21 protein-coding genes and 1 tRNA gene are annotated in these 25,180 nt (G+C 64.1%); 8 read left to right on the top strand and 14 right to left on the bottom strand.

The genetic code is table 11. The annotated features are described in order from the left end of the window. Nucleotides 1-7: 7 nt before the first annotated feature. The gene (locus tag UP10_RS17095) at nt 8-1,036 is read left to right on the top strand and encodes a class II aldolase/adducin family protein (RefSeq protein ID WP_044588485.1); all 1,029 of its coding nucleotides are present in this window, start codon (nt 8-10) and stop codon (nt 1,034-1,036) included. A gap of 8 nt (nt 1,037-1,044) precedes the next feature. On the opposite strand, the gene UP10_RS17090 is transcribed toward UP10_RS17095, so the two are convergent. The 4 genes from UP10_RS17090 to UP10_RS46355 all read right to left on the bottom strand — a co-directional run bounded on the left by UP10_RS17090 (nt 1,045) and on the right by UP10_RS46355 (nt 3,863). Further along, nucleotides 1,045-1,269, bottom strand: a complete 225-nt coding sequence (locus UP10_RS17090; protein WP_044540694.1) for a hypothetical protein — start codon at nt 1,267-1,269, stop codon at nt 1,045-1,047. A gap of 27 nt (nt 1,270-1,296) precedes the next feature. Then, entirely contained in the window at nt 1,297-1,575 is a 279-nt protein-coding gene (locus UP10_RS17085) for a chaperone modulator CbpM (RefSeq protein ID WP_044588522.1), read from the bottom strand. Nucleotides 1,576-1,577: 2 nt separating this feature from the next. After that, complete coding sequence (locus UP10_RS17080; RefSeq protein ID WP_044588484.1) at nt 1,578-2,480, bottom strand: DnaJ C-terminal domain-containing protein; 903 nt, start codon at nt 2,478-2,480, stop codon at nt 1,578-1,580. Nucleotides 2,481-2,633: 153 nt separating this feature from the next. Further along, nucleotides 2,634-3,863 carry a YXWGXW repeat-containing protein gene (locus UP10_RS46355; RefSeq protein ID WP_082077158.1) on the bottom strand — a complete coding sequence of 410 codons (1,230 nt, stop codon included), beginning with the start codon at nt 3,861-3,863 and terminating at the stop codon, nt 2,634-2,636. A 355-nt stretch (nt 3,864-4,218) separates the two neighbouring features. Here UP10_RS46355 and clpB point away from each other — a divergent pair, with 355 nt between their 5' ends. From clpB to UP10_RS17060, 3 genes are all read left to right on the top strand, one after another. Continuing rightward, the gene (gene clpB, locus UP10_RS17070) at nt 4,219-6,831 is read left to right on the top strand and encodes an ATP-dependent chaperone ClpB (RefSeq protein WP_044588483.1); all 2,613 of its coding nucleotides are present in this window, start codon (nt 4,219-4,221) and stop codon (nt 6,829-6,831) included. 210 nt (nt 6,832-7,041) lie between these two features. Then, nucleotides 7,042-8,106, top strand: coding sequence for a Dyp-type peroxidase (locus UP10_RS17065; RefSeq protein ID WP_044588482.1), 1,065 nt, complete (start codon nt 7,042-7,044; stop codon nt 8,104-8,106). Next, nucleotides 8,099-8,917, top strand: coding sequence for a family 1 encapsulin nanocompartment shell protein (locus UP10_RS17060; protein ID WP_044588481.1), 819 nt, complete (start codon nt 8,099-8,101; stop codon nt 8,915-8,917). Before UP10_RS17065 ends, UP10_RS17060 begins: the two co-directional genes overlap by 8 nt. A 110-nt stretch (nt 8,918-9,027) precedes the next feature. Here UP10_RS17060 and UP10_RS17055 read toward each other — a convergent pair whose 3' ends face one another. Further along, entirely contained in the window at nt 9,028-10,248 is a 1,221-nt protein-coding gene (locus tag UP10_RS17055; protein ID WP_156180069.1) for an MFS transporter, read from the bottom strand. Between the two features lie 420 nt (nt 10,249-10,668). On the opposite strand from UP10_RS17055, the gene UP10_RS17050 reads away from it, so the two are divergent. After that, nucleotides 10,669-11,469 (top strand): tetratricopeptide repeat protein, encoded by an 801-nt coding sequence (locus UP10_RS17050; protein WP_283807654.1) that lies wholly within the window; start codon nt 10,669-10,671, stop codon nt 11,467-11,469. 141 nt (nt 11,470-11,610) lie between these two features. Here the strand turns inward: UP10_RS17050 and UP10_RS17045 are convergent, their stop codons facing one another. From UP10_RS17045 to mnmA, 6 genes are all read right to left on the bottom strand, one after another. Beyond that, entirely contained in the window at nt 11,611-12,303 is a 693-nt protein-coding gene (locus UP10_RS17045; RefSeq protein WP_044540702.1) for a hypothetical protein, read from the bottom strand. 279 nt (nt 12,304-12,582) lie between these two features. Then, entirely contained in the window at nt 12,583-14,166 is a 1,584-nt protein-coding gene (locus UP10_RS17040; RefSeq protein ID WP_044588478.1) for a porin, read from the bottom strand. 1,148 nt (nt 14,167-15,314) lie between these two features. Continuing rightward, nucleotides 15,315-15,391: transfer RNA gene (locus UP10_RS17030), tRNA-Met, on the bottom strand. Nucleotides 15,392-15,507: 116 nt separating this feature from the next. Continuing rightward, nucleotides 15,508-15,873 carry a hypothetical protein gene (locus UP10_RS17025; protein WP_044588476.1) on the bottom strand — a complete coding sequence of 122 codons (366 nt, stop codon included), beginning with the start codon at nt 15,871-15,873 and terminating at the stop codon, nt 15,508-15,510. 54 nt (nt 15,874-15,927) lie between these two features. Continuing rightward, nucleotides 15,928-16,566, bottom strand: a complete 639-nt coding sequence (locus UP10_RS17020; protein WP_044588475.1) for a class I SAM-dependent methyltransferase — start codon at nt 16,564-16,566, stop codon at nt 15,928-15,930. Nucleotides 16,567-16,590: 24 nt separating this feature from the next. After that, nucleotides 16,591-17,787, bottom strand: coding sequence for a tRNA 2-thiouridine(34) synthase MnmA (mnmA, locus tag UP10_RS17015; protein ID WP_044588474.1), 1,197 nt, complete (start codon nt 17,785-17,787; stop codon nt 16,591-16,593). A gap of 365 nt (nt 17,788-18,152) precedes the next feature. Between mnmA and UP10_RS17010 the strand changes: the two genes are divergently transcribed. After that, nucleotides 18,153-19,715, top strand: coding sequence for a flagellar hook-length control protein FliK (locus tag UP10_RS17010; RefSeq protein WP_044588473.1), 1,563 nt, complete (start codon nt 18,153-18,155; stop codon nt 19,713-19,715). 10 nt (nt 19,716-19,725) lie between these two features. After that, nucleotides 19,726-20,430: a flagellar hook assembly protein FlgD gene (locus UP10_RS17005; RefSeq protein ID WP_044588472.1), complete on the top strand. Its 705-nt coding sequence runs from the start codon at nt 19,726-19,728 to the stop codon at nt 20,428-20,430. Nucleotides 20,431-20,632: 202 nt separating this feature from the next. Here UP10_RS17005 and eno read toward each other — a convergent pair whose 3' ends face one another. Then, the gene (gene eno, locus UP10_RS17000; RefSeq protein ID WP_044588471.1) at nt 20,633-21,928 is read right to left on the bottom strand and encodes a phosphopyruvate hydratase; all 1,296 of its coding nucleotides are present in this window, start codon (nt 21,926-21,928) and stop codon (nt 20,633-20,635) included. A 186-nt stretch (nt 21,929-22,114) separates the two neighbouring features. Between eno and UP10_RS16995 the strand changes: the two genes are divergently transcribed. After that, nucleotides 22,115-23,002 (top strand): LysR substrate-binding domain-containing protein, encoded by an 888-nt coding sequence (locus UP10_RS16995; protein ID WP_044588470.1) that lies wholly within the window; start codon nt 22,115-22,117, stop codon nt 23,000-23,002. A 95-nt stretch (nt 23,003-23,097) separates the two neighbouring features. Here UP10_RS16995 and UP10_RS16990 read toward each other — a convergent pair whose 3' ends face one another. Beyond that, nucleotides 23,098-23,877 carry an alpha/beta fold hydrolase gene (locus UP10_RS16990; protein ID WP_044588469.1) on the bottom strand — a complete coding sequence of 260 codons (780 nt, stop codon included), beginning with the start codon at nt 23,875-23,877 and terminating at the stop codon, nt 23,098-23,100. 36 nt (nt 23,878-23,913) lie between these two features. Next, nucleotides 23,914-25,173, bottom strand: a complete 1,260-nt coding sequence (locus UP10_RS16985) for a malonyl-CoA decarboxylase (protein ID WP_044588468.1) — start codon at nt 25,171-25,173, stop codon at nt 23,914-23,916. Nucleotides 25,174-25,180 lie beyond the last annotated feature (7 nt).

Genomic DNA, 25,180 nt, shown 5'->3' with positions numbered 1-25,180 from the left:
AACGGCGATGCAACAGCCCACAATCCTGAACGAACTTCGCCGCATGTCGGCGCGCGTCGGCCGGAACATCCTGCTGGTGCAAGGCGCCGGCGGCAATTCATCGATCAAGGACGGCGACGTGCTGTGGGTGAAGGCGTCCGGCACCTGGCTGTCCGACGCCGAGAATAAGGACATTTTCGTGCCGGTCGCGCTGGCTGCAGCGCGTGCGGCGCTGGCCGCGGGCGACGAACGGGCGCCGCTGGCGTCGGGCGCGCAGACGACACTGCGCGCCTCGATCGAGACCGCGCTGCATGCCCTGATGCCGCACCCGGTCGTGCTGCATGTCCACTCGGTCAACACCATCGCATGGGCGGTGCGAACCGATTCCGGCGAGGAATTTGCCGCGAGATTACAGGGATTGTCGTGGTGCCGCCTCGGCTATCATCATCCGGGCCTGCCGCTGGCGCAGGCCGTGCACAAGGCGATCGCGCAAGGTAATTTCGACGTGCTGATCCTGGGCAATCACGGCCTCGTGGTGGGTGCTGCGACCTGTGCCGAGGCGGAAGCACTCGTTGCCGACGTGGAGAGGCGCCTGGCGTTGGCGCCGCGCGACGCTGCAATCGCGGATCAAGACGCACTTCAGCGAATCTGCGTTGGTACTGACTATCGCTTACCCAACGATCCGCTCAGCCACAGCACTGCCACCGACCCGCACAGTCTCTCGATCGCGACCGGGGGTTCGCTCTATCCGGATCATGTCGTCTTTCTTGGGCCGGCGATGCCGGTCTTGACTGATAATGCAAATCTGGCGGCCGAAACCACACGCATCACGGCCGGCGGCTTGCCGCCACCGGTCGCATATCTGGTACCCGGCGCAGGCGCAGTGATCCGCAACGATGTCAGCGCCGGTGCGGAAGCCATGTTGAGCTGCCTTGCCCTGGTGACCGGCCGCATCCCGCTCGCCGCCGACGTCATCTATCTGTCGCAAGTCAGCGAACAGGCGCTGCTGAACTGGGATGCCGAGCATTACCGGCAGCAGCTCACCGCCAACCGTTGAGGTCGGCATCACCCGCCAAGAAATGCCGGCGCCAGGTCTTCCTGCACGATGATCTGGGCTGCTTCCGACGTCAGCTCGCCGCCAACCGGATCCAGACCCTTTGCGGCTTCGAACAGCAGTGCCCGGACGTCGTCCGGCGTAAGCACGCCCTTCGCAACAAGCTTGCGCACCAGGGCCTGCAGAATCAGAACATCGATTTCGCCATGTGCAAGCGGCATCGCCTTTTCGACCATGATCGTCTCCCGGATCGTTGGGCCTCGTTATTCGCCAGCGGGTCGCTTGAGGTCTTCGTGCAATTGCTCGAATGCGCCGCGCAGGCCATGAAGCTGATCGACGAGATGCAGGATGACGTCGACGCCCTCGTCGTTGACCCCGAAATCTCTTTTCAGGTCCCGGATCAGATGGGCCCGCGCCACGTCGGTGTCGGAAAAGGTCACCTCTTCGGAGGTCCGATCCGGAATGAGCCATTGTTGCTCGATCCAGACCTCCAGGGTCTGCACTTCGAGACCCGCATTGGACAGGAATTGCTGCTTGGTCATGATCATGATGCGCCATCCTCGCGCGGGTTGAATCCTTTTCGATCCCAGTTCGAAACGAACGCCTCGAGTTCGGGATCGGGCCCTTTGGGCAATACAACCTTCAGCTTGACGAATTCGTCCCCGTGACCGCCGCCGTGGCGGGGCGCGCCCTTGCCTCTCAGCCGCATCGTCGTGCCGGTGTTCGATCCCTTCGGGACCGTCATCGTGACGTCGCCGGTCGGCGTCGGAACGCGAATTTTTCCGCCGAGCACGGCCTCGGACAGCGAGATTGGCAATTCGAGCGCGATGTCATCGCCCTCGCGTGTGAAACGCGGATCCGGGCGGACCTCGACCTCGATCAGCGCGTCGCCAGCGCCGCCCTTGCCGGTGCCGGGTGCGCCCTTGCCGCGCAGACGGATCATCTGCCCGTCGATGAAGCCCGGCGGAATCGTCACGTCGAGCGTGCCGCCGTCGGGCAATGTCAGACGCTTGCTTGCACCGGTGATCGATTCGGCGAAATCGATCGCCAGACTGTAGTGCAGATCGCGTCCACGCCGGTTCGCGCGCGCCTGCTCGCTCCGCCTCAACAGTTCGGCGAATGCATCATCCGAATCCATGTAGTCGGCGTAGCCGGAATTGTCGGCATAGGGATGTGCCGCGTCCGAGGCGGCATAATCCCGATAGAAATGCTGCTGCGGTCGCTCGGCACCACTCGCATCGATCTCGCCGGCGTCGAAGCGCTTGCGCTTGTCGGCATCGCTGAGCAGATCATACGCGCCGGCGACTTCCTTGAACTTCTCTTCGGCCGCCTTGTCGCCCGGATTGAGATCCGGATGCAGCTTCTTCGCCAGCTTCCGATAGGCTTTCTGGATCTCGGCTGACGACGTCGTCGGGTCAACACCGAGAACCTCGTACGGATTTCTCACGAGCTCCTCCGCAGGAAAATGAGTTCGCGCGAAATCATGAGGGCGCAAAACCGGACGATTTGCAAGACGGCTCGCGGCTCCGCTTATCCTGCGAGTGCACCGTTCAAAAAATACCGCGCCCCGCCGGAAACCGGCGGAGCGCGGACACCATGCTTAACGTTGCTCGGGCCGCTTCTCTTCAGCCGGATGACCAGCCGGCGGACGCGGAGGAGCCGCCTGAACTTTCGGCGCCGGCGCAGCGGGCCGCGCCTCGGGCCGGGCGATCTGCTCCGGCCGCGCTTCAGGCCGTGCCGCGGGCTCCGGTCGTGCTTCGGGCCTCGCCGCAGGTTCGGGTCGCGCGATCGGCTCCTCCTTGCGCACCTCTGCAGGCCTCTTCTCTTCCACCGCCGGCCTGTTCTCCTGGACGGCAGGCCGCGCCGGCTCGGCTGCCGGCCTCGGCTCAATCCTCGTCTCGGGAACAGGAGCCGCGCGCCTCTCCTCGACGGCAGGTCTGTTCTGCTGAGCAGGAGCAGGAAGCTCCTTCCCCGGGACCGGGAGTGCATGAGACGACTCCGCAGGCGCAGGTCCCGGCTCTGGCCGCTTCAGCTCCTCGACCGGCCTCGCGCCATTCGCAGGCAAGACCTCGACGGCCGGCCGCGCGCGGACCACGCCCGGGCCCTTCAGCTCGCCGGGACGCGCGGTTGCGCCAATAGCCGGCACACCGTTGTTGGTTCGCTTGAACAGGCTCGGATCCTGGCTTGCCGCCTCGACCTGCTTGCGCTGCAATGGCGTGGGAGCGAAGTGCTGCTCCTTGGCGATCGCCCGATCACCAGCAGTCGGCCGCACTTCGATGCCGCCCTTGCCGCCGTTATAGCTGATGTTGTTGATCGTCTGATTGATGGTGACGTTCTTCTCGTAGACGTTGGTGATCCGCGCGCCCTGCAGATTGTTCACGGTGCGATTGTAGAAGAAGTTGCCATGGTCCCAGCGCCCGCCCTCGTAGCCTGCGCCGCCATAGCCGAAGCCGTAATTGATGCCGCCATAGAAGCCAACTCGTTCACCCCAATAACCGGGATGGAAAAGATAGCCGCCGCCAAACCCGCCCCAGTAGCCCGGGGTCCACAACAGTCCGGCCCGCGGCGGCTGAACCCAGGTGCCCGGCACCCAATAATAGTCACCCTGATCCTCGTCCCAGGACCAATTGCCCGGCGACCAGAGATAGCCGGGTCCAGGCAGCGGCGGCTGATCATAGGTCGGCAGCGGCGGCGGCGCCGTCTCGACGGCGTTGACGGGCGCGCAAGCCGCGTCCTGCGCGACCGCGGGCGCTGATATCGCGCAGGCTGCGCCGAACAGCGCCGCGGCCATCGTTGCACGCGACACAGGTAAAGGGAGACGAACTGTCATTTGTGGGGAGCCTCTATCTTTCGGGAAGGGTTGAACGGCAAGTCGGAACAAAAGTTCCCGGCGCGCCAGCGAACAGCCGGCGCGCGTCACCGCTACCCCTTTGACCTTACACTAGACTGAATTCCGGCCTGCGACGCCGGTCTCACTGCTGCGCGGAGCAGCCCTGCCGAAGCCACAATCTGGTGCCGCCGCGTCGATTTTCACCCCGGCGTCTTGTTGGCGATATTGTTGAGTTCGGTATTATCGATAGTCTGACCGTCACATGATGTTTGCCATCGTTCTGCCATCTGCCGCCGGCGTGAACGCCGTGGCGTGCAAGGTCCTCGACGAACATGTGTTGCCTTGAGGTGCCACGATGAATGTAGAAAAATACACCGATCGCCTGCGGGGCTTCATCCAGTCGGCTCAATCGCTCGCTATGCGCGAGGGGCATCAGCAATTTTCGCCGCTCCACATCCTGAAGGTTCTGCTCGACGACAGCGAAGGTCTTGCCGGCGGCCTGATCGATCGTTCCGGCGGCAACTCGCGCGCGATCCTGAAGGCGACCGAGGACGCGCTGGCAAAGCTGCCGAAGGTCAGCGGCGCCGGTTCGGGACAAATCTATCTTGCGCCTGAGACCGCGCGCGCCTTCACTGCGGCGGAACAGGCCGCGGACAAGGCCGGCGACAGCTTCGTCAGCGTCGAACGCCTGCTGCAGGCGCTCGCAGCCGACAAGGACAGCGAGGCCGGCAAGCTGCTCGCCACGGGCGGCGTCAACGCGCAGAACCTGAACGCGGCCATCAACGCGCTGCGCAAGGGACGCACGGCCGACAGCGCATCGGCCGAGAATGCCTATGACGCGCTGAAGAAGTACTCCCGCGATCTCACGCAAGCCGCACGCGACGGCAAGCTCGATCCCGTGATCGGCCGTGACGAGGAAATCCGGCGCACCATCCAGGTGCTGTCGCGCCGGACCAAGAACAACCCGGTGCTGATCGGTGAGCCCGGAGTCGGCAAGACCGCGATCGTCGAAGGGCTTGCGCTGCGCATCATCAATGGCGACGTTCCGGAAAGCCTGCAGGACAAGGCCCTGCTCGCGCTCGACCTCGGCGCGCTGATTGCCGGCGCAAAGTATCGCGGCGAGTTTGAGGAACGGCTCAAGGCGGTGCTGCAGGAGGTGACATCAGCCGAGGGCGGCATCGTCCTGTTCATCGACGAGATGCACACGCTGATCGGCGCCGGCAAGGCCGATGGCACCATGGACGCGTCTAATCTCCTGAAGCCGGCGCTCGCTCGCGGTGAACTGCATTGCATCGGCGCGACCACGCTCGACGAGTACCGCAAGCATGTCGAAAAGGATGCCGCGCTGGCGCGGCGCTTCCAGCCGGTGTTCGTGTCGGAACCGACGGTCGAGGACACGATCTCGATCCTGCGCGGCCTGAAGGACAAATACGAGCAGCATCACGGCGTCCGCATCGCAGACTCGGCGCTGGTCGCGGCCGCCACGCTGTCGAACCGCTACATCACCGACCGCTTCCTGCCCGACAAGGCGATCGACCTGATGGACGAGGCGGCAGCGCGGCTGAAGATGCAGGTCGACTCCAAGCCGGAAGAACTCGACTCGCTCGACCGCGAGATCATCCGGCTCAAGATCGAGCAGGAGGCGCTCAAGAAGGAGACCGATCGCGGCTCCAGGAGCCGCCTCGAGACCCTCGAGAAGGACCTTGTCGAACTCGAAAAGAAGTCCGCCGACATGACGTCGAAATGGCGGGCCGAAAAAGGTAAGCTCTCCGATGCGCAGAAGATGAAGGGCGAGCTCGAGCAACTGCGCACCGAGCTTGCCAATGCACAACGCAAGGGAGAATTCCAGAAGGCCGGCGAACTTGCCTACGGCCGCATTCCGGAGCTCGAGAAGAAGCTCGCCGCGGTCGAGGCCAGCGCGACCTCCTCGACCGGCGAAACCGTGACCGCCGACAACATCGCACAGGTGGTGTCACGCTGGACCGGCGTTCCGGTCGACAGGATGCTGGAGGGCGAAAAGGACAAGCTCCTGAAAATGGAGGAGATGCTCGGCAAGCGCGTCGTCGGCCAGGCGCCGGCCGTGCGCGCGGTGTCGACCGCGGTCCGCCGTGCACGCGCCGGCCTGCAGGACCCCAACAGACCGATCGGCTCCTTCATGTTCCTGGGGCCGACCGGCGTCGGCAAGACCGAATTGGCAAAAGCGCTCGCCGAATATCTGTTCGACGACGAGAACGCGATCATCCGCATGGATATGTCGGAATACATGGAGAGGCATTCGGTGGCGCGGCTGATCGGCGCGCCTCCCGGCTATGTCGGCTACGACGAGGGCGGTTCGCTGACCGAGGCGGTGCGCCGGCGGCCCTATCAGGTCGTGCTGTTCGACGAGATCGAGAAGGCGCATCCGGATGTCTTCAACGTGCTGCTGCAGGTGCTCGACGACGGCCGCCTGACCGATGGCCAGGGCCGCACCGTCGACTTCCGCAATACGCTGATCATCATGACCTCGAACATCGGCGCGGAATATCTTGTCAGCCAGCCGGAAGGCCAGAACACCAGCGCGGTGCGCGACCCGGTGATGAACATGGTGCGCGCCCACTTCCGTCCTGAATTCCTCAACCGCATCGACGAGATCATCCTGTTCCACCGGCTGCAGAAGAACGAGATGGGCCGGATCGTCGAGATCCAGTTCACGCGCCTGCAGAAACTTCTGGAGGATCGCAAGATCGAGCTGTCGCTTGACGCGAAGGCGCGGGATTGGTTGGCCGACAAGGGCTGGGATCCCGCCTATGGCGCGCGTCCGTTGAAGCGGGTGATCCAGCGCAGCGTTCAAGATCCGCTCGCCGAAATGATCCTCGCCGGCGACGTGCGCGACGGCTCGCAAGTGAAGATCTCCGCGACCAAGGCCGGCCTCACCTTCAACGGCAAGAGGCCGGAGACCGCCTCAGCAGACGAATTCGAATCGGTGTGAAGCCGGACAGCATCGCCCGACGCCGCTGTCGCAGTGATCCTCGAGGAGGAGAGGTCCGGAAAACCGGTCGATCCTTCCGCGGAAGCCTAGCAATTCGCACTCTTGTCAAGATAACGGTTGCATGCTCCTCTCCGTGTCTCTCGGCCGTCCGCCGAGCATTCTGCGTTGCTCTCTGCAGCCGTGGAATCGTAGTTCAGTAGGGAGAGATGCGTGCCATCAGCTGTTCCGCAACCGGTCGCTGCGAAGCTGACGCGCGCTGCCATTTTCCTTGCCGTCACGATCAAGCCAGATCCGAACTATGATGCCGTGGTGCGCTCCTTGTGCGGCGATCTGGCCGGGCTTGTGCGCGCCGTTGGTTTTCGCGATCTCGAGGGCCGGCTGTCATGCGTCATGGGGATCGGCTCTGACGCCTGGGATCGGCTGTTCAGCGCGCCGAGGCCGAAGGATCTGCACCCGTTCCGCGAAATCCACGGCGTTCATCACGCCGTCGCAACGCCGGGCGATCTGCTGTTTCATATCCGCGCTGTGCCGATGGATCTGTGCTTTGAGCTCGCGACACAAATCATGACGCGGCTCGGCGACGCGGTCGCCTCGTCGGACGAGGTGCACGGCTTCAAATATTTCGACGAGCGCGACCTGCTCGGCTTTGTCGACGGGACGGAGAATCCGGAGGACCAGGCGGCCAGCGATGCCACCATCATCGGCGATGAGGATGCGGCCTTTGCCGGCGGCAGCTATGTGATCGTCCAAAAATACCTCCACGACATGAAGAAGTGGAATGAGCTGCCGGTCGAGATGCAGGAGAAAATCATCGGCCGGACCAAGCTGTCCGACATCGAGCTGGACGATGCGGTGAAGCCGAGCTACGCGCACAATGCCCTGACCACCATCGTGGAGAACGGCGAAGAGCTCGATATCGTACGCGACAACATGCCGTTCGGCAACATCAGCAAGGGTGAGTTCGGCACCTACTTCATCGGCTATGCCAAATCCCCGCACCGCATCGAGCAGATGCTGGAGAACATGTTCGTCGGCCGTCCGCCGGGCAATTATGATCGCCTGCTCGACTTCAGCCGCGCCGTGACCGGCACGCTGTTCTTCATACCGTCGGCGACGTTCCTGGAAGATGCCGCGAGTGAAGCACGCGCGCCATCGCCGGCAGCGCCATCCCTGGACGACGAAGATCAGACCGACGCTGCAACCACACAAAAAATGCCGCCGTCCGATGGCGCGCTCGGTATCGGCTCGCTGAAAGGAGACGCTGGACATGAATAACCTTCATCGGGGATTAGCCCCCATCTCGGACGCGGCATGGACCCAGATCGAAGGGGAAGCCTCCCGCACGCTCAAGCGCCATCTGGCGGCGCGCCGTGTGGTCGATGTCGACGGCCCGAAAGGCACGGATTTCTCCGCGGTCGGCACCGGGCATCAGCAGAAAATTCAGACACCGGGCGACGGTGTCGAAGCCGCACAACGCGACGTCAAGGCCTTGGTCGAACTGCGCGTCCCGTTCGAGCTCACCCGGCAGGCGATCGACGACGTGGAACGCGGCTCCAATGATTCCGACTGGGACCCGCTGAAGGATGCCGCGCGCAAGATCGCCTTCGCCGAAGATCGCGTCGTCTTCGATGGATACGCCGCCGCAGGAATTCAGGGCATCCGCCAGGGCAGCAGCAACCCGGTGCTGACGCTCCCCGCAAACGTGAAAGGCTATCCCGGTGTGGTCGCGCAGGCGGTGAGCCAGTTGCGGCTGGCGGGTGTCAACGGACCCTATGCGCTGCTGCTCGGCACCGATCCTTATACCGCAATCGGCGGCGCCACCGACGACGGTTATCCGGTGCTGCAGCACATCCAGCGTCTGGTCGATGGAAAGATCATCTGGGCGCCCGCCATCGCGGGCGGCGTTGTGCTGACCACCCGCGGCGGTGACTTTCAGCTCAGCATCGGTCAGGACCTCTCGATCGGCTATCTCAGCCATTCGGCAACGTCAGTCCAGCTCTATTTCCAGGAGACCATCACCTTCCTGATGCTGACAAGCGAGGCCTCCGTGGTACTTGCCGCGCCGGAAGCGAAGAAGCCCGCCTGACCGTCAACGGACTTCGGGTCGCCCAGCCAGCTTGTGTCGTCAAACGCGAATGGAGAGGAGACGTTCGGGCACGCCTTTCGCGACATGGATTGAACGCGGGCTTCTGCGCGTCACGTCTCGCCGATCTTGACCGGTGCCGTCTCGGGCATCAGGCTCATGGCGACCAGCCCGACCGTCGCCGCGATCAGAAGGTACCACGAGGGTGCCAGCGGATCGCCCGTCACGTGAAGCAGCCACGTGACCACGAGCTGGGCGGTGCCGCCAAAGGTCGCGATCGCAACCGCATAGATCGTGGCAAACACGCCGCCGCGAATGTTCTGCGGCAGCGCTTCGGTGAACGCCGCATAGAAGGCGGTGAACGGCAAGGATCCGATGAACGACAGGATGCCGAAGCCGAACAGCAGCGACCACGCGCCGGGCGCTTGCACGATCCACAGGAAGGCCGGATAGGTCAGCACCAGCACGACCAGCTGGGGCCAGATCATGATCGGCTTGCGTCCAAAGCGGTCGGCGAGCCAGCCACCCAATAGCGCGCCTATGATCTGGAGCCCGTTGCTGACCAGCGACACGGTGAACGCTAGCGACGGCGACACATGCAAGGTGTTCTTGGCATAGGTCGTCATGTACTGGGTGACATAGGTCGAGATCGTACCGCTGGCGAGGATCATCAGCGCGAGCACGATCACGCGGATATGCCGGCGCGCCTGCATGACATGGCTCGAGCTCTCGACGCTTTCGGCCGCGCGCTCATCGTGCGAGATCGTTTCGGGCAGTGTTCGGCGCATCCACAGGCCGAACGGCAGGCAGACGGCGCCGATCAGAAATGCGAGACGCCATCCATAGGTATCGAGCAACTCTGATGCCATCGTACTGCTCAGGATGACGCCGACCAGGGCGCCGGCGGTTGCCGCGATCTCCTGGCTGGCGGGCTGCCACGCCACCACCAGGCCGCGGCGCTGCGGCGAAGCGATCTCGATGAGATAGGCCGTGGTCGGCCCGACCTCGCCGCCGAGGGCAAATCCCTGCACCATCCTTGCTGCGATCACGATGATCGGGGCCGCGAGACCGATCGTGTCATAGGATGGCGTGAACGTGATGGTGAGGATCGCAACCCCCATCAGCGCGAAGCTGAGCAACATGGCCGGCCGCCGGCCGACGCGATCGGAATAGATGCCGAGCACGATGCCGCCGATCGGCCGCGTTAGGAATCCGGCGCCGAAGGTCGCAAGCGACAGCATCAGGCTGGCATACGCGCTGTGCGCCGGGAAGAAGGTGCGCCCGATCTCGACCGCGAAGAAGCTGTAGGTGATGAAATCATAGAATTCGAGCATGTTGCCGATGGTGGCGGCAAATGCTGCGCGCTGGACGTTGAACTCGCCTTTGCCCTCGACGCCCGGCAACAATTCCAGCTCCTCACGCACCTGCTTCGACCGGATACTATTACTCCGGCGGCGTCAGACAAGGCATGGGACCGCCACGAGACCCATCGCCATTTCGCCAGGGCCTGAAACTGCTGCACGCTGTTTGAGTCAGATTCCAGGGAACGCCCTCACGGTCGCCTCCCAACTGTACCATCGCAGCCGACGGCATACGCGTGCGCTCCACGGGCCTTGCTCTTGACGCGACAAGTGTTGGAGGTTTCCACCACCGTGGTGGTTATCGCTTCGCTGGAGATATGGTAACAAGCTCCCGTGCCAAAGCATCCAAATCCTTCCGCCGGCCGCGGGCCGCAGCCTTCCCGTGCCGCCCAGTTGCTCGAACGCGCATCGCTGGCACTGCGGATGGGGCGCTTCGCCGAGGCCGAGCAGCTCGCCGGGGAGGTCTTGCGTGCGAGCCGCACCGACGCCGCTGCCGCCGAGATCCTGGCTCGCGCCCTGCTGGTGCAGAACCGCGCCGCGGAGGCGATCGCGCCGCTCGAGAAGGTGGCGCGCCGCGGTGGCGATGCGGGCATCGAAACTCTGCTTGGCGCGGCGCTGGCCGGCGCCGGGCGACACGCGGAAGCGGTCGAACAATTGCGCCAGACCGTTGCGCGGCGCCCGCCCTTTATTCCGGCCTTCAAGGAACTGGCCGGGCAGCTTGGCGCGGCCGGACGCGTCGAGGAGGCCATCGCCGTCCTCGAAAGCGGGCTCGCATTGGCGCCCGGCGGCCTCGATCTCGAACTGGACCTGGCGTGGATGCACCTGCTCCGCAACGCACGTGGCCCGGCGCGCGTGATCCTTTCACGGGCGAGCCAAGCAGCACCCGGGCGTCCCGACATCCTGGCAGCGCTGGCGCGCATTCTGCTGTTTGACGGTGACTATGCCGCCGCCGCCGACGCCTTCCGTCAGCTGCTGAGGCTGCATCCCGACGATGCGATGACGCGCGCCGATCTCGCCACATGCCTTCTGGAAATGGGGGAGCGCGATGCCGGCGAAGCCGAGCTGCGTAAGGCGTTGAGCAGCGGGCCGCAGATGCTCGGTCGAACCACGATCGCGCTCGCAAATTCATCGCATGGCCGGTTCTTCTTCCGGCCGAGCGCGGTTGCGAAATTCCTGCAGCACGACAAGGCCTGAGCCAGAGCGTTGTCGAGCGAAGTGGATACCGGTTCGCATGAAGAAAACGCGTCAAAACAAGAGTCTGGAGTTTCGTTCCAATTCCGTCGGAACGGAAACGGCTCAATGCTCGCGTCACCTCTGCCTGCGGGCGAGGGTGGCCTAAGCCCGGAATTGCCGCCGGTAGACTCCGGCTTCGCGGCTGATCGTCTTGGTCAGCTCGTGCACCCGTTGCGTCTCCTCCGCGCTGTACGGCGCGGTCTCTACGATCCAGTCCTCCCGCTTCACCGGCACGCATTGCGCAACCGGCGTGCCCTTCGGCAGCGTGCCACTGAAATTCACATCGTGCCAATGCGCCGGGAAATGAATCCAGGTGTCGCGATAAGTGTCGCAATCGACCAGGCCGGTCAGCGTCGTGAACGGCAGATCGAAGCGGTTGAGCGGATGCGTGAACAGCAGCGAATACCCCTCCGGCGCCTCGATGCTCCACAGGTTGTGAAACTTGATCACGAACCGGTCGGGCTCGAATAGCGGCGAGCCCGTGACCTGGCTCGAGTCATGGAATCCGATTGGTGAGCGCGGGAAATCGAGTTCGCCGCCAGGTGGAATATCGTTGTCCCAGGTGATCTCGCCGTTCTCGAACCGGAGATCGCACATCAGCGGAATCAGGAAGCCGCTGGTCATGGCGTCGACGAAGGGGGGACAGCGCTTGACCGTATTGTCGTCGCGCATGTTGAGCGCGCTGAAGGCCTGGGTCGGCATCGCCTTGAGCCAGCCGGGAAGGCCTAACGAGGCCGGTATCGGCGGCGGCAGTTTGCCCTCGAGTTCGGCCGGGCAGCGGAATTTGAGCTTCATCGGTCTGTTGGGGTCGGGCACGGTTCTCGCTTTTGGTTGGCGCGCTGGTCCGCCGCAGCTTCGCGCCTGATCTAGCATGTTCCGCGGCAGCCGCGAAGCCGCGCCCGATGGGCCACCGGAAACGTGGGCTTGCATCGCGCGGATGATCCTCAAGGACGAGAGAAATCCTTGGCCAACAAATGCTGAGATTGGATCGGGAATTCCAAGTATAGACAAAAAAAGACCCCCGGCGATTTCTCGCCGGGGGCTCTGTTAGATCGTGATCAGATCAACCGGGTATTACCAGTTGCGCTGAGCGCGGAGGAGCAGCGAGACACCGTCCTGGTCCTTCAACTGATAGACTGTAGCCGGCTTGCCGATACCGGCGCTGCCGGGATAGGCGATGGTGCCAGCGTACTTCTGGTCGAGGTGCTGGTAGATCAAGTCTGCTGTAAAGGTCAGGTTCTTGACCGGGGTCCACTGGGTCTGCGTACCGATCTGCGCGATGTTGTAGTTCGGGTTGCAGGAGGTCAGGCCGGCGGTGCCGAAAGTTGCACCGAACGTACCACCCACACCGTCGCCGGCCGGGCCGCAGATGTAGGTCTTGGCCGTGCTGTTATACATGATCTGGGCGTAGGCACCGTAAATGCTGGTGTTCCAGAAGGGGTTCCAGTTGTGGACGTATGCACCGCGCATACCCCAGGTCGAAACCAGCTGCTGCGAGCCACCGGTCACGAACACGCTGTCCGGGGCAACGCCGAGGCCAATGCTCTGGTAGGCGCCTGCGACGTTGGTGCCACCGAACATCGTGGTTGCACCAGCCAGCGACAGGTCCTGGACGTTGTAGCGGGTTGCACCGTTGGTATAGACGCCCTGGACGTTGATGGTGTCGCCAGGTCCGGTCGGGATGTTCTTGATCGACAAGGCCAGCGCACCAGCCCAGCCCCACTTGTCGTCCGGATGACCGGTCAACTCGGTGGCGCCGTAGTAGGCCGCGTGGTTGTCATGCGCCGCGAACGACGCCTGGAACAGACCCCAAGCCTGGTCGACGCGCAGCATGGCGATCAGGTCCGGAGCAATCGTACCCGCATAATCGCTCGCGCCGTAAGCCCCGAGACCAGCGAAGGCAGGAGTTCCGGCAGGAACGGCAGCGCCGAAAGCAGCGCCGAGGTTCTGGACACCAGCCTGAGTGTACTGGGTCTGGTCCTGGGCCGACAGAGTCAGCGACACGCCATTGCCGAACTGAGCGGTGTAGCTGAACTGGTTCACACCAGTAACCGTGCCGCCGCCGCCGACGAGACCGTCGAAGTTGTTACCCGGGTAGTTGACCCAGGGAGCAGAGAACTGCGAGACCGCCTTACCCATCGTGAACCCAGCGAACTGGATGAAGGCAAGGTAGACACCGAGCGAACCGCCGGCGACGTTGCCGCCAGTGGCATTGCCCGGAGCAGCAACCGCACCGATGGGCGCGTAAATGGTTGCGCCGGTTCCTGCGCCAGCGTAGCTATCGTTCGTCCAGCTGAAGGTCGCATCGAAGTAGGTGCGAACCACGCCGTATTCGGTCGCGGTGCGCGTATCGATGTCGAAGTCTTCACGAGAACGCCAGGTGTAGCCGTTGGTGAAACGGTTCTGCGCGCCACCGGCGCCAGCGAATGGACCCGAGAAGTCCGAGTTCGTGTTCGCCAGCACTTCTGCACGCAGGTAGCCGCTCAGCTTGATGCAAGTGTCGGTGCCCGGGATGTAGTAGAAACCCGGACCATACAGGGAGCAAACCTTCACGTATTCAACGGCTTTCGCCTTGACCGGAAGGTCAGCTGCCTGTGCCCCGCCGACTGCGACCAGAGCCGCTGCCGAGCCGAGGATAAGGCTCTTAACCATCTTCATGTTAACCTCCAAGTTGAGACTTCGTACAAAGCTAGGTACAAAGTCGTTTGAAATACCCGCGAAAAGACGTTGAAGATCAACGCATCCTCGTATCGGCGGTGGACTTAAGCGAACCACCTAACGGGACGACCTTGGGATGCCCCCCTCCGTCGCAGTTCCATAAGAGACAGAAGGCCCCCGATCACGCAACAAAAGACAGCTTGGTTTTGGGCCAGTCGCGGCTCTTTTCGGGCAGATGTTGCACAAATATCACGGGCGCGTGAGGTCAAGCCACCAGGTAACATATTGATATTACTAAAGAATAATTCTGCTACCGTCAACCGGTTCAAAATTGGGCAGCATTGGGCGGAACGGTGGGTAAAGCTGGGCTATCCAACCGCGGGCCCGGGAATCGACAGCCGAAACCCGCTTCGGCGACTCGGCGCCAGCAATAAAAACCAACAATATTTCAATGATATGGGAGATTTTTACGCCTCCGACTCGCGTTGTCCGATGGGTACGGCACGAGCGAGCGGATCGCCGGGTTCTGCGACGGAATTGTCACATCTTCACTGGCAGGCCTGTGGGTAACACGATCCGCCGCGCGTTGACCTTGTGCAGCTGTCCGCGACGTTGATCGCCATCGCTCGCGGTTACCGCGGCCCGTAGCTGGACACCAATTGCGGACAAACGATTTCCGATCTCACCGAACGTCGAGGCATCGATAACGTCTCGACGATCGCGCCAACGTCGACGCCACGGGTCGGCTCGTCGAAGATGATCTGCCAGGTGAACCGCTGCTCGAGGATGTGACCGTCCTCTGCCGCAGGTGCCACGATAAGGCACGTCGATGCGGCGCAGAGTGCAAGCAGAAGCCTGACCCGCGCGGGATATGGCTACCGGAGATGTGGCGAGCGGCCTGCTGCATCGGGCGACAAATCGCGGCTCTTGCGATTGACTCGTTTGTGCGAACGAAGCGTTTGAATTGATGAAGCCAACCACTCATCGCGAGGTCAGCACACGTGCATCCCTCCACCGACACGATCGATGCAAATGTCCGGCGCGATACTCCGTCGGGCGCCATGATTGCGTGCGTGCGAGTTGGACAACGCGCGACCGGTATCGGAGTGGCTAAGTCTATTTGATGAACTCAGACCCTTGCGCGCTTGTGGTAGCGGGAGAGGGACTCGAACCCCCGACCCCAGGATTATGATTCCCGTGCTCTAACCAGCTGAGCTACCCCGCCACAACGTCGCTGTCGGCGGCCTACAGGCCGCGGGCGCGAACGCGCGGCATATAAAGAGTGGGGCGCGCGCCTGTCAAGCAAACCGGACCCGACCTCCAACTTATTGGAGAGAGGGGCTATTTCGGCCGGACCGACGGGTCGCCGCCGGGGCTTCCGGGCGGCGGAATCACCGGGGTGTTGCCGCTATCCGGCGTCGGTGCACGCATCTCGGGATCGACGCCCGCAGGCGGGCACAGCACACCGTCGGATCTGGCGAGTTTGTCACCTAATGGCTCGGCGCGCTGCCCGGTGGTGGTCCCCTCGGGTGCCGCTACGCCGGGATGCGAGGGCTGCTGCATCGGCGCGCAATTGGCGGCACGCGATGGCGACGGCGGCGCAGTCTGGGCCGGCGGCGTTGCCGGCGCAGGCGGCGCTTGCGCGGCGGCCACGACGGGCACGGCTATCAGCGCGCAGGACAAAGCGAGTGTTCGATTGATCCTCATGACAAGGAAAACCGCGACGGCGCGCCGATGTTCCTTATCAAAATCGTCGCCGCCTCACGATTTGCGGAAGCGGATCAGCGAGAAATGGCCCATCGGCGGCATCGGCCGCCGTTCCGCGAGGCTGACACCGCCGTGCCGGGCGGCCCAATCGGTCAACCGCGCCCACGGGAATTCCGGCCGCCAGCCGAGCCGCCGTGCCAGCGGCGCAAACGCGAGTTCGAAGATCCGGCGCGGCCCGCTTTCGGCGCCGATGTGATTGACCAGGATCAGCTCGCCGCCGGGCTTCAGCACGCGGATGAAATCATCCAGCGTCGCCTCCGGGTCCGGCACCGCCGTGATGACATATTGCGCGACCACCGCATCGAAGAACGAATCCGGGAACGCGAGGTTCTTGGCATCCATCACCGCCAGCGACTCGACATTGCTCAAGCCCAGCGCGCGCACGCGCTGCTGCGCCCGCCGCAGCATAGGCTCGGAAATATCGACGCCGCAGAGTTTTGTGGTGCGCGAATAATCCGACAGCGACAGGCCGGTGCCGACGCCGACGTCGAGCACGCGGCCGCCGATCCGGTCGGCCTCGGCAATGGTCGACTGGCGGCCCTGGTCGAACACCTTGCCGAACACCAGATCGTAGATCGGTGCCCAGCGGCCATACGCCTTTTCGACCCCCTCGCGGTCGATGTCCCCAGCCATTCCCTGCCCCGACGCCTCTTTTATCTATCCACGAACCGCTTCTACGAGCGGCGTTATTGTGTCTCGCGTCATAGCCCGCGCCGCACGGCTTGCGGTCGCGCTCTTGATGAAGCCGCCGCCGAGCACGCGCGCCTGCCCCGAGGCAGCGTCGTAGAACACGCAGGCCTGACCGGGCGACACGCCCTCTTCGCCCGCAACGAGTTCGACCTCGTAGCCGCCGGCAACCGCGCGCAGCCACGCCGGCTGCGGCGCGCGGGTCGAGCGCACGCGGACATACATCTCGATGCCCTCGCCGATCACGCGATCCAGCGGCCCGTCGCCGATCCAGTTGACGTCGCGCAGCGCGATGCGATCCATGCGCAACGCCTCGCGCGGTCCGACCACGACACGGCGCGTCGCCGCATCGAGCCTGATCACATAGAGCGGTGCACTGGCCGCGATGCCGAGACCTTTGCGCTGGCCGACCGTGAAATGAACGATGCCCTGGTGCTGGCCGATCACGTTGCCATTGAGATCGACGATGTCGCCGGGCGCGATCGCGTTCGGCTTCAGGCGGCCGATGATGTCGGTGTAGCGGCCGGTCGGCACGAAGCAGATGTCCTGGCTGTCCTGCTTGTCGGCCACCTCGAGATCGAAGCGCCGCGCCAGCTCGCGGGTCTGCGGCTTGGTCATGTCGCCGAGCGGGAAACGCAGGAAGTCGAGCTGCTCTCGCGTGGTCGCGAACAGGAAATAGCTCTGGTCGCGATCGGCATCCGCCGCGCAGATCAGCGTGCGCGATCCGCCCGCGAGGCGGCGCGACGCGACATAGTGGCCGGTGGCGAGCGCCTGGGCGCCGAGCTCGCGCGCTGTCGCGAGCAGGTCGCGAAACTTGACCGAACGGTTGCACTCGATGCACGGCACCGGGGTCTCGCCGAGCGCGTAGCTGTCGGCAAAATTGTCGATCACGGATTCCTTGAAGCGGCTCTCATAGTCGAGCACGTAATGCGGAATGCCGATCCGCTCGGCGACATTGCGCGCGTCATGGATGTCGCGGCCGGCGCAGCAGGCGCCCTTGCGATGGGTGGCGGCGCCATGGTCGTAGAGCTGCAGCGTGATCCCGACCACGTCATAGCCCTGCGACTTCAACAGCGCGGCCGTGACGGAGGAATCGACACCGCCGGACATGGCGACCACGATCCGTGTGTCCTCAGGGCGGCCTTGGAGATCCAGATTGTTGAGCATCTTATGGGGTCATCGATCGTTGTCGCGGCGAGGTTTTAGCGCTCCGCGACGGGATTTGAAAAACGTCTTTATTCAGAGAGCCTAAGAACGCATCCAAGAACAGTTGCAAGGCCGGTTCGGGACGCATGGGAGACTGCACTCTCTAATATAGGCCGTATTCCGGGGAGGCAATCAGAGGAAGCGACGACGATGCACCGCCAGCCACGGCAAATCTTGCCGCCGGGCAAAAAGGAGACCGCCGGGAACCCGTTTCGACCAGTCTCGCATTCTGATAAATAATTGAAATTATTATACATTTTTTCCTTGCCACAATTGGCCCAGTCCTTGCTGACAGTAGGACGGAAATCTCATTACGAGGGTTGGCTGTGGTCAGCGTCACGTCGGAAACATTGGCAACCCTGTCCTTTCAGGCTGCAGCCCAGCGCTCGGCGCGGCAGGACCAAGCGTCACAAGCGGGAAATGACGGCTTTGCCGCGCTGGTCGACAGCAACAATGCGGCCAGCACCGACTATTGGCCATCCGCCCCGTCAAACACGCCGCCCCCGCCCCCGCGCCGGACCGACGATTCATCGTCGACATCATCGTCGACAACGACAGATCCGTCATCGCGCGACACCAGCGCTTCGTCCGACGACAGCACGGTTGACGACAGCAGCAGCAGCGGCTCGCGCAAGACCAAGTCGAAATCGAAATCCGACGACTCCAAGTCTGCAGACAAAAGCCAATCCACCGACAACACGCCGCCGGCGGCCACTCAGACCGACGCCAAGCAGGACGCGTCCAATGCGGCAAACGCGGTCGCCACCGTGATTGTCGCCGCTCCTGCGCCGACCAATACACCGGCGCCGCCTGCCCCATCCGACAAGCCTGCAGCTCCGCTGGCGATCGCGGCTGCGGCCATTGCTGCAAGCTCGGCCATCGCCGGCACGGGCGTTCCCGCCGGAACCAACACCGCAACCGCCGTCACCACCACCGCGAACGCAGCCAACGTCGCCAAAGCGGCCGGCGCGAAAACCGACGCGCAGGCCGCGACCCCCGCTGCGACGGCGCAAGGCGCCGCGTCCGCAACCAGCAGCGCGACCGCCGGAATGGCGCTCGCCGTCACGGTCGCGCCGGCAAAACCCGCCGGCAAGACCACCGCGCAGCCCGCCGCCCAGCCGACTGCGAAAGCCACCCCGGCCGCAGCGCCGGCCGATCAGGACAGCAGCGCCGGATCGAGCGCCGCCGCCACGCCGACGACCATCGTTCCCGGTGTCACCCAGCCCGACGCCGTCGCCGGCAAGGCGAAGGCCGATAGCGACGTCGCCGATGCCGCCAAGGCCGACGGCAACGGCAATGCGACACCGGCACCAGCGACCAATGGCCATGCCGGCACGACCGCGCAGACCCAGGTCACCACTCCCGACCTCAGCGCGCAGGCCGCGAACGCGATTCAGCCGCAACAGCCGACCACGACACCGATTGCGACGGCGCAATTGACCGCCAGCACCGCCTCGCAAAGCGCCGCGGTGCCGATGAGCAGCCTTGCAGTCGAGATCGCGGCCTCCGCCAAGAGCGGCAAGAGCCGGTTCGAGATCCGGCTGGATCCTGCGGAGCTTGGCCGCATCGACGTTCGCATCGATGTCGATCGCAACGGCCAGGTGACCTCGCATCTCACCGTCGAACGGCCCGAAACGCTGTCGATGCTGCGCCAGGACGCCAATCAACTGCAGCGCGCGCTCGACAATGCCGGCCTGTCGACCAGCAATGGCGGATTGCAGTTCAGCCTGCGCGACCAGTCGCAGTCGGGCCAGAACAACAACGGCCAGTCCAACCCGAACGGCCACCAACTGATTGTCAGCGACGAAGACGCCACCCCCGCCGCCGCGGCTGGCCGCTCCTACGGGCGCACCGCCAGCGCACTCGGCGGCGTCGATATCAGAGTGTAGGGAGTTCACGATGTCAGTCGATGCAACCATGCCGGCGCCGGTTGTCTCGGCGCCAGGAACCGGCACCGGATCGAGCTCCGGCAGCAGCGCGTCGACGGCGACAACAGGCATCGCCGACAATTTCCAGACCTTCCTGACGCTGCTGACGACGCAGCTGAAGAACCAGAACCCGCTCGATCCGCTCGACACCAACCAGTTCACCCAGCAGCTCGTGCAGTTCGCCGGCGTCGAGCAGCAGCTCAAATCGAACGACCAGTTGAAGTCGCTGGTCGAGATCGAAAAGAGCGCGCAGTCGACGCAGGCGCTGATCTATGTCGGCAACACCGTGGCGGTCGACGGCAGCAAGGCCCAGTTCGACAAATCCGCGACCTGGAACCTGACCGCGGCAAAGGGCACCAACGCCGCGGTCACGATCACCAATTCGACCGGCCAGACCGCCTATTCCGGCAACTTCACCTTGAACCAGGGCAATGCCAGCTTCGTCTGGGACGGCAAAGGCAATGACGGCTCCCAGTGGCCGCCGGGCACCTACACGCTGACCGCCACCGGCAAGGATTCCAGCGGCAACAGCATCTCGATCTCCACCGAGGTGCAAGGCATGGTCGACTCCGTCGACCTGACGGCCTCGCCCCCGCTGCTGTCGATCGGCGGTCAATCCTACACCGCCGACAAGGTCAAGCGCGTGGTGCGGACGACGACCACGAGTTCGAGCTGACGGCATATCGTTCCGACGCTTTGCGCGCGCGATGTGAGCGGTTAGCGAAGGTGCTGCCGCACACACCGCCGTCGTCCTGGCTTTCCAGGCCGTGCAAAAACGTCGGCGTTGCGCCCGGAACTAAGGGCAAGAAGGTGGGCTCACACTGGACAGGGCTTGAGCGCCTTGAGCAGGGCGGGCATCCCCTTGATGGCGATCAGTCTCATGCCGTCCACTGCGGCAGGCCGACATTGATCGCATCGCGACCGGCATAGACGGCCTCCGCGCCCAGCTCGCGCTCGATCCGCATCAGGCGATTGTACTTCGCCGTCCGATCGGAGCGCGACAATGAGCCGGTCTTGATCTGTCCGCAGTTGGTGGCCACCGCGAGGTCGGCGACCGTGGTGTCCTCGGTCTCGCCCGAGCGGTGCGACATCACCGCCGTGTACCCGGCCTTGTGGGCGCGAGCCACGGCCTGCAGCGACTCCGTGAGAGTCCCGATCTGGTTGACCTTGATGAGGATCGAGTTGGCGATGCCGTCACGGATGCCCGCCTCCAGGAGGCCGATATTGGTGCAGAAGACGTCATCGCCGGTGAGCTGGCACGTCGTGCCGATCGCCCCGGTGATGAGCTTCCAGCCGGAGTGGTCGTTCTCGGCCATCGGATCCTCGATCGAGCACACCCGATATTGCCTGACGATATCGACCAGATATTGCGCGTGCTCGTCGACCGATCGGATCAGCTTCTCGCCGCGATAGTGATAGGTGCCGTCCTCAAAGAATTCCGACACCGCCGGGTCGATCACGATGGCGATGTCGGGTCCGGCCCGGTATCCCGCTTTGCGGATAGCTTCCATGATCAGATCGATCGCCTCGATGGCGCTGCCGACATTGGGCGCGAAGCCGCCTTCGTCGCCGACATTGGTCTGATGCCCGGCTCGCGCCAGCTCCCCCTTCAGCGTGTGGAATATCTCGGCCCCCATCCGCACTGCTTCCGCGAAGCTCGGCGCGCCGATCGGCATGATCATGAATTCCTGGAAATCCAGCGGGTTGTCGGCGTGCGCCCCGCCATTGATAATGTTCATGCCGGCGGCCGGCAGCAGCCGGGCGTTGACGCCACCGAGGTAGCGGTAGAGCGGGAGCTTGCGCGAGACGGCTGCGGCCTTCGCGACCGCGAGCGAAACGCCGAGGATGGCATTGGCGCCGAGCCTGCTTTTGTTGGGCGTGCCATCGAGCGCAATCATGGCCTGATCGATGCTGGCCTGCGCCAGCGCATCCATTCCGCACAGCGCGTCGCGGATCTCGGTGTTAACAGCGCCGGCGGCGTGCAGCACGCCGCGTCCCAAAAATCGGTCGCCGCCGTCACGCCGCTCATGCGCCTCGTGCAGGCCGGTCGATGCGCCTGATGGCACCGCTGCGCGTCCCCGCGCGCCGTCCTCGAGCACGATTTCGACCTCGATCGTCGGATTGCCGCGGCTGTCGAGGATCTCGCTGCCGAGAATGTGGATGATGGTTGTCATGAGCGGACGATTCCCTGGAGTGATGGAGGCGCGCGGGATCGGCAGCGCTGGCGAAGCTCTGTGATCCATTTGCACAAGATGGTCGCGGCCGAATATCACGATGCTCTGTTCCTATGCTGCAGGGTGCGGATTTGATATCGAGTTCGCTTCATGTATCTGTGATCTAAACTCACAGAGTACAAACCGATGTCGCGCCGCCTGCCACCGCTGTTTGCCCTGAAGGCCTTTGAAGCGACCGCGCGTCTCGGCTCGGTCACCCGCGCGGCCGAGGAGCTTGGCCGCACCCACGGTGCGGTCAGCCGGCAAATCCGCGCGCTCCAAGAGCACGCCGGCGCCGCGCTGTTCGACAAGGCCGGCACCGGGCTGCGTCTCAACCCGCAGGGCGAGACGTTGCGGCAGGTGGTGACCCAGGCGCTCGATCAACTGGAGCAGGGATGGCTTCGGGTGCTGGACGACGCGCGGGGATCGAGCGTGCATGTCGCGTGCAGCGCCACCTTCGCGATGCGCTGGCTGGTGCCGCATCTTCCCGGTTTCTATCGCCAGCATCCTGACGTCCGCGTGCGCCTCTCGATGACGTCCGCGCGCGAGATCAGGCATCAAGGCGCCGACCTGGTGCTCGCGTGGGATCGGCAGTCCTATCCGGAGCGCGACCGCACGCGCGCGGTCCGTATCGCCAATGTCGCGTTCGGACCGGTGTGCGCGCCGCGCTACCGCGTAGCGGCCAGGCAGCGGCGTCTCATTTGCCAGACCCGGATCACGCACGAATACACCACACGCGCCTGGACGACGTGGCAAGACAACAGCGGGATCGTGGTCAGGAACGACACGGAGCTGAGCTTTCCGCACACCCACCTCTGCATCGAGGCAGCCGTGTCCGGCCTCGGTGTCGCGCTGGTCGAGCAGCGGATGGTGCGTGACGACCTTGCCGCTGAAAGACTGATCGCACCTTGCGGCTTTGTCCCGTTTGCGGATGGCCTTGCGGCCGTGCCGGCTTCGGAGCGCGCGGCTTCGCCAGCGGCACGCGCCTTCGTCACATGGATCACGGAGGAATTGTCGGGGATCATGCCGGTCTGATCTGTCGACAATCATTCCGGTTGAACCGCGAGTCGGCGCTGTTCTAGCGACGGGCTGATGAGGCGGCCCTTCGCGGACCGCCCCACGGCCCGCGATCAAGCCGGCTGCCCCGCAGCATCGAGGATCAGCCGTGCAATCGCGTCGGGCTGCGAGATCAACCCGAGATGGCTTGCCTTCACCTCGATCGTGGTGGCGCCCATCCGCTTGGCCATGAAGCGTTCGAGATCCGGATTGATGGTGCGGTCTTCGGTCGAGACCGCGTACCAGCTCGGCTTGGTTCGCCAGGCCGCCTGGGTGGTCTTGCCGGTCAACAGGGCCTTGTGGAAAGGCTGCTGCACCGCATAGAGCACCTTCGCCTTTGCTTCCGGCAGGTCGCCTGCGAAATCGTGCAGGAAGGCCTGCTCGGAGAGCCGGCCCTCATCGCCATCGAACACGATGCCTGCGCTTGCCGGCGGGGTCGGATAGGTCTTCGCCAAGGCGGTGTAGTCCTCGCCCGCGTCAGGCGCGCGCGCGGCCACATACACCAGCGCCGAGACCTTCGGATGCACGCCGGCCTCGCTGACGATCATTCCGGAGAAGGAATGACCGACCAGAACCGTCGGGCCATCCTGGCGATCGAGCACGCGCTGGGCTGAGGCAACAGCGTCGGGCAGCGTGGTCAGCGGATTCTGCACCGACGTCACATTGAGCCCGGCCGCCTGCAGCTGTGGGATGACCTCGGACCAGCAGGATCCATCGGCAAACAGTCCGTGCACCAGCACAACGTTGCGCGCCTTCACCGGCGGCGAAGTTGCGGCGATGCCGCGCGTGGAGACCAGGGAAGCCGCCGCGCCGGCGAGTAAGGTGGTCGCGAAGGTGCGTCTGTTCATCATCATGACATTTACTCCATCATTGTGCAGTCGATTGATTGGTTACAGCAGCGCGTCCACCTGCGGCGAACGGACAATCTCTCCTACGCGCGCAAAGGCCTCGTGGTTACGTTCGATGCTGTCGTGGTCGTAAAGATAATTGACCATGATGCCGAAGGATTCCTGCATCGCGCGGCCGGCCGTGTTGCCGAGCCAGTTGATCCGCTCCAGCCGCGCACCGTTGCCGAGATGGAAGCGTGCGACGGGGTCGATACGATTTCCCGACGCCGGTGAACGCGTCAGATATTGCGCGCACAGCTTCATCAGCACGGGACGCAACGCCTCGCTCTTTGCCGCGTCGCGCCACCAGTCTTCGCTGTCAATATCTCGCAGCATCGCGGCAGCGTCATGGCCGGATGCGGAGCCCTGGCCGAGCCAGCGCCGGAAGCCCGGTATCGGCGACAGCGTGGAAAAGCGCTGCAGCTGCGGGAATTCGGTCTGCAGCTCCTCGACCACCTGCTTGATCAGGAAATTGCCGAACGATACGCCGCGAAGCCCGTCCTGACAGTTGGAGATCGAATAGAAGATCGCGGTATCGGCGCGCGCGCCGCGCGTTCGCGCCGTGTCTTCATCGGTGTCCGGCAACAGCAATGGCGCAAGCGCGGTCGCCAGTCCTTCCACCAGCGCGACCTCGACGAAGATCAGCGGCTCGCCGGGAAGCGCGGGATGGAAAAAGGCAAAGCAGCGCCGGTCCGGCGCAAGGCGGCGCCGCAGATCATCCCAGCCCTTGATCTCATGCACCGCCTCGTGGGCGATCAGCTTCTCGAGCACCGCGGCCGGCGATTGCCAGTCGATCCGGCGCAGTTCGAGAAAGCCGCGATTGAACCACGAGGCAAACAGATGCTTGAGATCGGCATCGAGCAGCTTGAGATCCGGATCGGACTTCAGATGCGGGGTGATTTCGCTGCGCATCGCGATCAGCACGGCCGTGCCGCCGGGCGCCATGTTCATTCGCCGCAATACCTCCTGCCGGGGCGGATCGGCAGCCTGGGCCAGCGCTGCCGCCGCTTCCGCGGTGCTATCCGCGAGATAGCGTTTGGCCGCGTCACGCAGTGTCGTCGGGTCGGGCTGAAACGCGGCGGCCAGATAGTTTTGAAAGCCGTGCCGGCCGGCAGCATCCAGCGTTTGCATCGTCCGGTGCAGCTCCCGCGCGATCATCGCGCCGGACGCTTCGCCGCGCTCCGACAGCAGGGCCGCGGCAAGTTGCTTGGCACCCTCGGGCGACGCTGGCTCACGGCTTGAGATTTGCTCGGTTGGGGTCATTGTAGCC

The sequence above is a fragment of the Bradyrhizobium sp. LTSPM299 genome, assembly GCF_000938235.1.
Taxonomy (GTDB): Bacteria; Pseudomonadota; Alphaproteobacteria; order Rhizobiales; family Xanthobacteraceae; genus Bradyrhizobium.
The sequence above is the reverse complement of the archived record's forward strand: the minus strand, read 5'-3'. Positions and strand labels throughout refer to the sequence as shown.